The 12,166-nt window shown below is 39.8% G+C and carries 11 protein-coding genes; 8 read left to right on the top strand and 3 right to left on the bottom strand.

Annotation, left to right across the window (positions count from 1 at the left end):
- The first annotated feature begins 3 nt into the window (after nt 1–3).
- The 7 genes from H5114_RS02600 (at nt 4) to glnS (ending at nt 8,985) form a co-directional block, all read left to right on the top strand.
- Entirely contained in the window at nt 4–1,251 is a 1,248-nt protein-coding gene (locus tag H5114_RS02600; protein WP_124016393.1) for a tetratricopeptide repeat protein, read from the top strand.
- 356 nt (nt 1,252–1,607) lie between these two features.
- Nucleotides 1,608–3,437 (top strand): DUF885 family protein, encoded by a 1,830-nt coding sequence (locus tag H5114_RS02605; protein ID WP_182697036.1) that lies wholly within the window; start codon nt 1,608–1,610, stop codon nt 3,435–3,437.
- Nucleotides 3,438–3,530: 93 nt separating this feature from the next.
- A complete protein-coding gene (locus H5114_RS02610) occupies nt 3,531–3,809 on the top strand; it encodes a peptidylprolyl isomerase (RefSeq protein WP_124016395.1) in 279 nt (92 codons plus the stop codon).
- A gap of 69 nt (nt 3,810–3,878) precedes the next feature.
- Entirely contained in the window at nt 3,879–4,415 is a 537-nt protein-coding gene (locus tag H5114_RS02615; protein WP_182722124.1) for a GNAT family N-acetyltransferase, read from the top strand.
- A gap of 196 nt (nt 4,416–4,611) precedes the next feature.
- Nucleotides 4,612–4,851, top strand: coding sequence for a FeoA family protein (locus tag H5114_RS02620; RefSeq protein WP_011638067.1), 240 nt, complete (start codon nt 4,612–4,614; stop codon nt 4,849–4,851).
- On the top strand, nt 4,844–7,156 hold the full coding sequence (gene feoB / locus H5114_RS02625) for a Fe(2+) transporter permease subunit FeoB (protein ID WP_182722125.1): 2,313 nt from the start codon (nt 4,844–4,846) through the stop codon (nt 7,154–7,156). The genes H5114_RS02620 and feoB overlap by 8 nt, the downstream gene beginning before the upstream one ends.
- Before the next feature lie 158 nt (nt 7,157–7,314).
- The gene (gene glnS, locus H5114_RS02630; RefSeq protein WP_124016398.1) at nt 7,315–8,985 is read left to right on the top strand and encodes a glutamine--tRNA ligase; all 1,671 of its coding nucleotides are present in this window, start codon (nt 7,315–7,317) and stop codon (nt 8,983–8,985) included.
- A 65-nt stretch (nt 8,986–9,050) separates the two neighbouring features.
- On the opposite strand, the gene H5114_RS02635 is transcribed toward glnS, so the two are convergent.
- On the bottom strand, nt 9,051–9,647 hold the full coding sequence (locus tag H5114_RS02635) for a Yip1 family protein (protein ID WP_124016399.1): 597 nt from the start codon (nt 9,645–9,647) through the stop codon (nt 9,051–9,053).
- A gap of 355 nt (nt 9,648–10,002) precedes the next feature.
- On the opposite strand from H5114_RS02635, the gene miaE reads away from it, so the two are divergent.
- Complete coding sequence (gene miaE / locus H5114_RS02640) at nt 10,003–10,770, top strand: tRNA isopentenyl-2-thiomethyl-A-37 hydroxylase MiaE (protein ID WP_182722126.1); 768 nt, start codon at nt 10,003–10,005, stop codon at nt 10,768–10,770.
- 64 nt (nt 10,771–10,834) lie between these two features.
- On the opposite strand, the gene H5114_RS02645 is transcribed toward miaE, so the two are convergent.
- Together H5114_RS02645 and H5114_RS02650 are read right to left on the bottom strand one after the other, a co-directional pair.
- Nucleotides 10,835–11,560: a UDP-2,3-diacylglucosamine diphosphatase gene (locus H5114_RS02645; protein ID WP_182722127.1), complete on the bottom strand. Its 726-nt coding sequence runs from the start codon at nt 11,558–11,560 to the stop codon at nt 10,835–10,837.
- Nucleotides 11,561–11,562: 2 nt separating this feature from the next.
- Complete coding sequence (locus tag H5114_RS02650; RefSeq protein ID WP_124016402.1) at nt 11,563–12,057, bottom strand: peptidylprolyl isomerase; 495 nt, start codon at nt 12,055–12,057, stop codon at nt 11,563–11,565.
- Between the last annotated feature and the right edge of the window lie 109 nt (nt 12,058–12,166).

Genomic DNA, 12,166 nt, shown 5'->3' on the forward strand with positions numbered 1-12,166 from the left:
ATAATGCGTAAAGTTACTAGTATCGCTACAGCGTTATTACTTTCAGTCTGTGGAAGTGCACTATTGTCAAACTCTGTAGTGGCTGCTGAAAAGTGTGAAATTGATAAACGTCAATCTCGTGCTGTTGGCGAAAGCGCTGCAAAAAAAGTTCAAAAATCTTTTGAAGCTTACACTGAAGGAAATTTAGACCAAGCTATTTCAATTTTGCTTGAGGCTAATGCTAAAAACGATTTCGATAAAGCTTATGTCGATCGTATGTTAGGTAACTTCTATGCCGAAAAAGGCCAGATGAAGACAGCAATCAAATATTTAAAGACTGCTGTTGACGCTGATATTCTTGGTGGTACCGATCATGCAGCAACAATGCGTTTGTATGCTGATTTATTACTCCAGGAAAAAATGTTTAAAGAGGCTATTCCTTACTACTACAAGTGGATGGATTTTACCTGTAAGGCTGATTCGCAAATGTATCGCCGTATTGGTATTGCCTACACTGAGTTAAAAGATTGGAATAAAGTTCTTCAAGTATCTGACAAAGGTTTATCTTTAGCTGAATCGCCTGACAAGGGCCTATATCAGATGAAGTTAACCGCTTACTTTAACCAGAAAAAATACAAAGAAGCCGTAAAAGTATTAGAAACTATGGTGCCTTTGTTCCAAGACGATAAACGTCTCTGGGTACAGTTAGCTCAGTTTTACTTAATGACTGAAGATTATGATAAGTCACTTGCAACATATGATTTAGCCTATAAGAATGGCTTTTTAGAGACAGACAGTAACATTACCCGTTTGTCTCAGTTGTTAGCACAAAAAGGTTCGCCTTACAAAGCTGCTACCATTTTCGAAAAGCATTTAAAGTCTGGTCTTATTGTTGAAAACGAGAAGAGTTTATCAACTCTTGCTGGTTTTTATCATAATGCTAAAGAGCTAAAAGAAGCCGCTTTTTATTATGGAAAAGCCGCTGCCGTTAGTAATAAGGGTGATTTGTATTTAAAACAAGGTCGCATTCTTGCTTTAGATCAAAAGTTCGATGACGCTATTCCTGTGTTTAAAAAAGCACTTGATGCAGGCATCGATAATCCGGGTGAAGCTCAGTTTGAGCTAGCTTTAGCATACTTAAGCCTGAAAAAGTACAAGTCTGCTTATAATCGTGCGGTGCTTGCCGCGAATGATAAGAAGACCGAACGTAGTGCTAAGAGCTATATTTCTTACATCAAAGAAAAAGCTCGGATTCACAACGTAGCGCTTTAATTTAAGCTCGCAAAAAAAGCCCCTTCTAGGGGCTTTTTTATTAGCTATTAAAAAATATTAAATCAATTGGTTATGTCTTTGAAATGGTTTTTATTCCGATGTTTAGCGGTCTGTTATCATAGTTGTAAATGCATATCAGTACATATTCACTACCGATTAATTGTTAGTTTGTGTGTTTTTAGTGAAGTTTAGTTTCTTGTCGAGCAAGCCAAAGTTACAATGACATTATTGTACAAGGTTAATAATGTTGTTTAGATTAAAAACTGTACTGTGATACATCGTCATCTTTATATTAAGCCTTTGACCTTTTAAGGATAACAAGGCGTGAGTTAATTTGTGTTTAAGGAATAATAAAAATGAATAAAACATTGTTGGCGTTAACTGTGTCCTTACTCCTAGCTACCCAAGGTTGTTCTGACAATTCAACGGTTACGTCTGTATCTAAAACCACTTCAGAGCCTAGCGCAGCCGTTATGCCTCAATCTGTCTCTGAGCAGTATTTAGCTATGGTAGATAATTTTTTTAATGATCAACTTAAGCTTGAACCAATTTATGCCACTTTTGTAGGCGTAAATGATTATAACGATCAATTTGGTGGTGCATTAACTGATGAATACTTAAAGGCTCGTCATGAGTTGAATAGTCAATATTTCAGTCAAGCCAAAACTATTGATGTTGATAAGCTTCCTGCTTCACTTAAACTCAGTTACGACATGTTTATCTACGATCGAAATATGGAGCTTATTGGCGAAACTTATCCTGAATATTTCTTACCAATTAACCAGTTTTATAGCACAGTATTTACTATGGTTCAGTTAGGAAGTGGTGAAAGTGCTCAACCATTTAAGACGGTAAAAGATTATCAAAATTGGTTGGCTCGTTTACGTGGATTTATTAACTGGACCAAGCTTGCCCAACAACGAATGGATGAGGGCATCGCTAGCAAAGTCGTATTACCACGAGTACTTGTGGAGCGCATCATTCCTCAGTTAGATGCTCAACTTGTTACGGATGCACAGAGTAGTATATTTTATTCACCGATAAACTTGCTACCAGATGATTTTACTGCGGAACAAAAATCACAACTTACTACTGAGTATACTCAACTCATCAATGCCGAATTATTACCTGCTTTAACTCAGTTGCGTGATTACGTAAAGAATGATTATTTACCAAACTCCCGTGCTTCTGATGGTTGGTGGGGATTACCTAATGGTAAAGACTGGTATCAGCATTTAGCCAATAGTCACACAACTACCACTTTGCCTGTCGATGAGATACATCAAATTGGATTATCTGAAGTTGCGCGTATTTTATCCGAAATGGACAAAGTTAGAGTACAAGTTGGTTTCAGCGGTGATCTAAAGGCATTTTTTGCCTCTTTATCTTCAGAACCTCAGTATTTCTTTACAGATAGACAAGATTTAATTGATGGTTATATGACCATTAAAAATAGAATTAATCAGGTGTTACCGCAGTATTTTAATGTGATGCCAAAGGCCGATTATATTGTTAAACCAGTAGAAAGTTTCCGTGAACAGTCGGCAGCAGGTGCATCATATGAATCTCCTGCTGTGGATGGCTCTCGTCCGGGGATCTTTTATATCAATACTTATAACTTAAAAGCGCAGCCGAAATGGGGAATGACAACCCTTTCTTTGCATGAAGCTTCACCTGGTCACCACTTTCAGATTTCAATTAAGCAAGAGTTGACCGAGGTACCGCAATTTCAACGCTTCCAAGGTTATACTGCGTTTGAAGAAGGTTGGGCACTGTATTCAGAGTATTTAGGTGTTGAAATGGGCCTCTTTAACGACCCTTATCAGTATTTCGGTAAGTTATCAGATGAAATGCTTCGAGCTATGCGATTAGTGGTTGATACAGGTCTTCATGCCAAAGGTTGGAGTCGTGAGCAAGCTATTCAATACATGATGGACAACTCACCAATGGCAGAGTCCGATATCATTGCTGAAGTAGAGCGTTATATGGCAATTCCTGGTCAAGCCTTATCATACAAAGTGGGGCAACTGACAATTTTAAGATTGCGTGCTGATGCCGAAAAAGCGCTTGGCGACAAGTTTGACCTTAAAGCTTTTCATGACCAGTTGTTAACGTCAGGTTCTTTACCTATGGCGGTGATGGAAAACAAGATTGCTGATTGGATTGAATCTGAATCAACCAAATAATGTTGCACAAGTTTGGTGACTAAATGGTGTCATCATTTTGTCATTATGTTAGTGTTATTTTTTAGTAGATATTACATTTATAGGAGCCATATCATGGTACAAGCAACCGCTAGACACTTACTTGTGAGTAATCAGGAACAATGTGAAACACTTAAGCAACAGATCGAAGCCGGCGCAGATTTTGCTGAGATTGCTAAGGCAAACTCTTCTTGCCCGTCTGGAGCACAGGGTGGTGATTTAGGTTCTTTTGGTCCTGGCATGATGGTCAAAGAATTTGACGAAGTGGTGTTCAGTGCGCCGTTAAATGTTGTTCAAGGACCTGTAAAAACTCAATTTGGTTATCATTTACTTGAAGTGACTAGTCGCGCCTAGTGTATATTAATTAAGTATCAAAAATGGCAGCCTAGGCTGCCATTTTTCTTGATAAGAAATAGAGGGTGTATGGACATAAATCTTTTTAGCGATCGGTTGATATTACGAAATTTACAAACGAAGGATTGGCCGAACTTTCTTCGCTTGCACCTCGATAAAGATATAAATCAATATATTCGCCGTATTGAATCTGAGTCAGATATCGTTGCTAAATTTGAGCAACGTAAAGCCGCTTGGCAATTTGAATCTGGTGAATGGTTATCTCTGGTCATTGAGCAGATCGACACGAATGAGTTTGTCGGCCTTATTGGTTTTCGATGTGATGATGCTCAATTAAACAGAGCAGAGGTGGGTTACCTTATTGCACCAGAAAAGCACGGTTTTGGATTCGCTACTGAAAGCTTGCGAGCCGTAACCGACTGGGGAGCTTTGCAATTTAATATGCATAAATACATCGGTATTTGTGACCAACACAATACCGCTTCACGTAGAGTCCTTGAGAAAGTCGGTTTCATTCTTGAAGGAACGTTAAGACATAATAACTGTATTGATCAAATATGGTCAGATGATTGCTACATGGGATTGTTGACAGCGCAAAGAGAGTAACGCTTTTACTCATCGCGTCTTTAAATAAAATTAAATCTTCTTGGTACTATATTCTAGCGTGCATTTGTCACATAATACGTAATACAACTGAAAACTATTCTCGTTAACAAGTGAAACTTTGATCTAGATTTGAGTTTGACTGGTTCAGTTCAGATAAAATTTTTAGCGTTATTAATGTTGTTGAAGGTAGTGTGACATGAAGCTGAGTGAACTTAAGCCAGGTGATCAGGCAATTATTTCTGAAATCGGTCAATTAACTTTACCGCAAACGGTTAAACGTAAATTGTTATCCATGGGCATTACTCCCAACACTCGTTTTCATTTTATTCGCCGTGCCCCTATGGGCTCGGGTGTTGAGTTAGATTTACGTGGCAGTAAACTATGTATGCGTTGTGATTTAGCCGATATTATCGAGGTAGTTCTAAAAAATGACTAAACAATTTCATTGTGTCACTGTGGGCAATCCAAACGCGGGTAAATCGACTCTTTTTAATGCCCTTACTGGCGCTAGCCAGCAGGTGGGTAATTGGTCAGGTGTTACCGTAGAAAAGAAGACTGGGAAGTTTAGTGACTCTGGTATAGATATTTTTCTCACCGATTTACCCGGTATTTATGATTTATTACCAGCCGGAAATAGTTGTGATTGTTCACTCGATGAACAAATTGCGCAAGCGTATCTTTCAAACCAAAAAGTGGACGCTATCATCAACTTAGTTGATGCAACCAATGTTGAGCGTCATCTGTATTTGACTACCCAATTACGTGAGTTAGGCATTCCTATTATCGTTGTCATTAATAAAATTGACGCAGCGAAAAAGCTGGGGATTAACATTAATGTTGACGACATGTCGGTCCGCCTCGGTTGTCCTGTCATTGCAATTAGCTCTCGAAATCAAGCCGATGTTAAGCATCTACAAACTGAACTATTGTCATTATTGAAAAAAGGTAATACCGCAGCATCTTTATTATTGCAGTATCATACTGATATAGAAGCAAGTGTTATTGCTTTACAGATACAAAATGATGCACAAGGACTTGCAGAGCTAAGTCGTGGACAAGCACTGGCTATTTTAGCTAACAGCCATGGTAATGACTGTGGTTCCAGTGAAACCCAATTACATGACACGGTAAGACAATGTACTCAACGGGTTGAACAAGCCGGTCAAGACATCGATATTATGATCGCCACCACCCGTTATGATTTTGTTCAACAGGTGTTTGAGGCATCAGTAAGTACTGGCACACATGTTAGTGTCACCGATAGGCTTGATAAAGTCGTGTTACATCCACTGCTGGGTATCCCTATCTTCTTGTTTGTCATGTACCTAATGTTTTTATTTAGTATTAATGTTGGTAATGCATTTATTGATTTCTTTGATATTACTGCTGGCGCTATTTTTGTGGATCATTTTGGTGCCTTGTTGTCGTCAATAGGCTCGCCAGATTGGATTGTAACCATTTTGGCTGGCGGCGTTGGCCAAGGTATTCAAACTGTTGCGACCTTTATTCCTGTTGTTGCCGCACTATTTTTGGCTCTCTCGGTACTTGAAGGCTCAGGCTATATGGCTCGAGCAGCTTTTGTTGTTGATGGTCTAATGCGTCGCATTGGTTTACCGGGTAAAGCTTTTGTGCCTATGATTGTTGGTTTTGGTTGCTCGGTGCCTGCCATTATGGCAACGAGAACCTTAGGCAGTGAGCGTGAACGTATCGTTACTGGAATGATGGCGCCATTCATGTCTTGCAGTGCTCGGCTACCGGTTTATGCATTATTTGCCGCGGCATTTTTCCCGCAGTCTGGTCAAAATTTAGTATTTTTACTGTACATTATTGGTATTTTGGCCGCGATTGGTACTGGGTTATTATTACGAAAAACAGTTTTGCCTGGAACCAGTAGCGCTGTTGTCATGGAATTGCCAAGTTACGAAATGCCGAAATCTAAAGCGGTTTTCTCTCGCACCACGAAACGCACTAAAAGCTTTATTATGGGCGCAGGTAAAACTATCATTATCGTCGTCACACTGCTTAACTTTATCAATGCTATCGGTACTGACGGCTCCTTTGGACATGAAGATAGTAAAGAATCCATGCTCAGTGTTGCCAGTCAGCAAATTACCCCATTGTTTAGGCCTATGGGAATAGAGCAAGATAACTGGGCGGCAACTGTAGGTATTATCACCGGTATTTTTGCTAAAGAAGCTGTCGTCGGTACATTGAATAGTTTATATAGCAATGATGAAGGCGAACAAGTTGAACTGGTTTCAATTTGGGATAGCGTCAAAATAGGTTTAGCCACTATTCCTGCAAATTTACTTGGTATTGAGGCAGGAGACCCATTATCGATTGCTATCGCGGGTATTAGTGATTTAGATGAAGCTGCCATCGCATTATCTGTTGACTCTACGACCTTCAGTGCGCTGCAAACGGGCTTTAAAAGTCAGATAGCGGCGTTCTCATACTTGTTATTTATTTTGCTTTATACCCCGTGTGTGGCGGCTATGGGAGCTTTGGTGCATGAGTTTGGTACCAAATGGGCGCGTTTTGCTGCTATTTGGACATTCTCATTAGCCTACGGCTCAGCTACAGTTGTATATCAAGGGGCTACCTTTACTCAGCATCCTCTGCAATCTGCCAGTTGGATCGGCTTTTTTGTTATGGCTTTGATTGGTTTTTATTTTTGGTTAAACAAAAAGGGCAGAAAGGCTCAACAAATTATTCCTGGAATACGCATCATCACTGAGTAGTTAAGCTAAAACGTTTTGATTTACTCGATAAACCCAGCAAAGCTGGGTTTATTTGCTTTATCGGGTTAACTTTTTCAAGCCTAGGAGTTGTAACTACATAAGATCTGTAGGATCATCTATTTTTATTCATATTGCCATTGTGCGCCAAGAGGAATTCCATGAGTCATATGGACACTGAAGTACGTCCAAGTAACTTCATTCGTAATATCATAGACGAAGACCTAAAAAGCGGTAAGCACAGCCAAGTACATACACGCTTTCCACCGGAACCAAACGGGTATTTACATATTGGCCATGCTAAATCTATTTGCTTGAATTTTGGTATCGCAAAAGATTACCAAGGTCAATGTAACTTACGTTTCGATGATACTAACCCTGAAAAAGAAGATATTAACTATGTTAAGTCTATTCAGGAAGATGTGCGTTGGTTAGGGTTTGAATGGTCTGGCGATATCCGTTATTCATCAAATTATTTTGACCAATTACATCAGTATGCCGTTGAGTTAATCACCAAAGGTCTCGCTTATGTTTGTTTCTTAAATGGGGAACAAACCAGAGAACATCGTGGTACGTTAAAAGAGCCGGGTAAAAATAGCCCTTATCGTGATACCAGTGTTGAAGAGAACCTCGCATTATTTGAAAAAATGCGTCTAGGCGAATTCAAAGAAGGTGAATGTGCTCTGCGCGCAAAAATAGACATGGCATCGCCATTTATGTGCATGCGCGATCCTATTATTTACCGTATCCGTTTTGCTCACCATCATCAAACAGGTGATAAGTGGTGCATTTATCCAATGTATGACTTCACCCATTGTATTTCTGATGCGATCGAAAATATCACCCATTCTATTTGTACGTTAGAGTTCCAAGATAACCGCCGCTTATATGACTGGGTACTGGATCATTTAGATGACTTTCAAGCACCAAACCGTACTCGTCAATATGAGTTTTCGCGTTTAAATCTTGAATATACTCTGATGTCTAAACGTAAATTAAACGATTTAGTTACCCGTAACTTAGTCGACGGTTGGGATGATCCGCGTATGCCAACTATCGCTGGCCTTCGTCGTCGTGGCTATACTCCTGCATCAATTCGAGAGTTTTGCTTGCGTATAGGCGTTACTAAACAAGAAAACTTAGTCGAAGTAGGCATGCTAGATGCGTGTATCCGTGAAGAGCTTAACGAACATGCCCCTCGTGCAATGGCTGTTTTAAGACCGATTAAAATCGTGATTGAAAACTACCCTAATGCACAACCAGAAGCCATTACGGCGCCTGCTCATCCTAATAATGAGGCTATGGGCACTCGTGAGTTATTTTTTGGCAAAGAACTTTTTATTGATGTAGAAGATTTTAAAGAAGAGGCTAATAAGCATTTCAAACGTCTTGTACTCGGTAAAGAAGTCCGCCTACGTAATGCTTACATCATCAAAGCTGAACGTTGTGATAAAGATGCTGATGGCAATGTCACTACCGTTTATTGTAGTTACGATGCAGATACTTTAGGTAAAAACCCTGCCGATGGCCGTAAAGTTAAAGGCGTGATTCATTGGGTTGACGCGGCAACGGCGAAACCAGCTGAGTTTCGTATCTATGATCGTCTATTTACCAAAGAAAATCCTGCGACGTTTGAAACTGTCGATGAGGTCATTAATCCACAGTCTTTGGTGGTGTTAAATGGCCTAGTGGAACCTAGTTTAGTCAATGCTCCTGCTGAGAAATCTTATCAGTTTGAGCGTGAAGGTTATTTCTGCGCAGACAGTAAAGATTCCAGCGCTGATCACTTAGTATTTAACTTAACGGTACCGTTAAGAGACACCTTTGCTTAATGAGTGATGAATGATACAAAAAAGGCGCTTTAAGCGCCTTTTTTATTATATTTTTAACTAAACGATTATTGCATCATTGGGCCTAAACCAATGCTCCATAAAATGACACTACTTGCCATCAGTGCAACCAGTAATACTAAACCTGCTGTAACAACTGAGCTGGCATAAATAAAACCTTTTTCTTCAGGTATATTCATAATGATGGGCACTCCTGCATAGAGCAGATACACCGAATAGGATAATCCGATTAATCCAATCACCATTATGAACCATAATACAGGATAGAGTGCTGCAAGACCGACCATGAATAAGGGGGTTGCAGTGTAGGAAGCCAATTCGAGCGCTTGAGTATAGGTTGGATCTGCATCAAATGTTCTACCCATCCAAAAAGCTAAGTAGGCGAGTGCCAGAACGCCAATAATTAAGCCAAAATACATTGCAATTGACATTAATAGTGCGCTTTGTGATGTCAGAAACAGTGGTTCTCCGACGCCTGGATGCCACCCAATATGAGCCGTTGCAAAATAAGCACAAACGGCAGGAATGAGCGCAATAAGCAATATATGACTCAAGCTGCTTTTCAGTGCTTCATGATTTTTTTCAATTGTTTGCCACTCTTTTTTCGGATGAGTGTAAAGCCCCATTAAGTGATTCAATACCATTATCGTTATCCTTGTTTAGCATTTTTGACCTAGCTCGCCAAACAACGACGAACTGACTACAGCTTTTTATCCATCGCCTTAATCAGTCCACATCAACTTAACAACCTATTTTGTATTGGCAGTAAACTCATTCCATCGTTGCCAATATCTATGTTGTTCAGTTATGACCCTATCCCACACTAGAATCATCATTTAAGGTGATCGATTGCATCTGTTATAAAAGCGTTAAATTAGATGCTTAGCTTATTTATTGAACATAAATAGACTTTCGTCAAGGAGTATTACGTTTTTGGCTTCAGAAATGATCACTCTACAGGTAAACTGAGCGTAGATTCTTGACTGAGTTATTCATTCTATGCAGCAATTACTTGCGCCAATTCATGACTTTTTAGGTTGTGAGACCCCAGACCTTTGGGTTGAAAAAGCAAAACAACCGTCGCAATTAATCCCATTGCTTATTGACCATTGCAACTGCGAGCTCAAAGCTGCGCAAACGGCTATTTTAATGATCCGCAAATATGCGATTGATAAAAGTAGCGCTCATCTATTAAAGGATTGGGCAAAGCCCTACGAGGATTTTGTTTACCAACAAGATCGTGATGCACATGCCTTTTTGGCTCGCGATAGTAAAAAGAATGATATCACTAGTGAATTAGTCGCCAATGAGCAGTTAGCTTATAGCGCTGATGTCATGAGTAAAATGGTGCGCCTGATCAAAGAAGAGTTCCATCATTTTGAACAAGTACTACAGATTATGACGGCACGAGGTATTGATTACAGTAATATTCGCGCAGGGGGTTATGCCAGGCAATTGATCATTCATGTACGAACCCATGAGCCACTGACCATTATTGATAAATTAATTATTGGGGCGTTTATTGAAGCGCGTTCGTGTGAGCGATTTGCTAAAATTGCGCCACACTTAGATGATGAGCTGGCTAAGTTTTACACCTCATTACTTCGTTCTGAAGCTCGGCATTTTCAAGATTATTTAGCCCTTGCTCAAGATATAGCAGGCGTTGATATCTGCGAACGAATTGATTACTTTCGACAAATTGAGAAGAGATTGATTTTGGCTGAGGACAGCGAATTTCGTTTTCACAGTGGTGTGCCGAGTCAATAGCTCAATGGTTGAGCGCGTCTCATTAAGGCTCACAGATAATGCGTCATCATTATCACAAGTGAGCCTATTTGGTGTCTGAGAAGGGCAGTGTAACTAACTCGCACCCATGTTCATTCACATTTAAGACGCTACCTTGAGTATACCAGTCGCCTACTACTACGCGTTGATGTGTTGCAGATAATTGATGAATCGCCGGACGATGCGTATGACCATGGATCATGCGTTGGCAGCCAGTACTCGCCAGCAGAGCAGTCACTGCGCTTGGTTCAACATCCATAATTTCGTAGTGTTTTTGTTGATTACCTTGGACACTTTTTTGACGAATTTTTGCAGCAATGTTTAAGCGTGTCTTTTTAGGTAAGCGAGCATATAACCAGCGCACGACTCTAAAGCTTCTAAAGTGTCTGAATCGCTGATAGTCAACATCAAGTGTGCAAAGGCTATCACCATGCAAGATAACAGTATCAACACCGTACAAGTCGATACAATACACTTCAGGTAATACTTGCATGCCTGCTCGTTGGCAAAATTGTTTACCCACCATAAAGTCACGATTACCATGAATAAAGTACACAGGTAGCGTGTTTGATACCATTTTGATTGCATCAGCGATAGCAACACTAAATGACTCAGCAATATCATCACCCATCCACACTTCGAATAGATCGCCAATGATATAAAGCGCTTCAGCATCGTCTAAACCATAATTTAGAAAATACACGAAGGCTTGAGTAATATCGGGACGATCAGCACTTAAGTGCAAATCGCCCACAAAGATTGTTTTTTTCAAAATTACGCTTTAACGCTAACGCTTTTGATCACAATAGCTTCTAATGGTACATCTTGATGCATACCATTATTTCCTGTTGGGACATTTTTGATTTGCTCAATGATGTCTAACCCTTCAACGACTTCACCAAACACACAGTAACCCCAGCCTTGCGAGGTTTCTGATTTAAAATCAAGGAACGTATTGTCTTTGACGTTAATGAAAAACTGTGCAGTTGCTGAATGAGGATCAGAGGTTCGCGCCATTGCAACAGTGCCTTTGCGGTTAGATAAACCGTTGCTAGCTTCGTTTTTGATTGATGCTTTAACACTTTTTTGGCTCATGTCTTCAGTGAAACCACCACCTTGGATCATAAAACCGTCAATAACACGGTGAAAAATAGTACCTTCGAAAAAGCCATCTTCAACATACTGCATAAAGTTAGCGGCAGTAATAGGCGCCTTTTCTTCATTTAGTTGTAAAGTAATATCGCCCATATTGGTATGTAAAGTAATCATGTTATCTCACTTGAAAATATTAATTTGCGCGATTCTAACTTATCTTAACTGCCGCTTAAAGTGCAGTGTTCAAAACAGGTGACATCATGTTAGAATCTGCATTAACATT

Origin of the sequence: Shewanella sp. SR43-8, from assembly GCF_014163775.1 — a bacterium.
Classification (GTDB): Bacteria; Pseudomonadota; Gammaproteobacteria; order Enterobacterales; family Shewanellaceae; genus Shewanella; species Shewanella vesiculosa.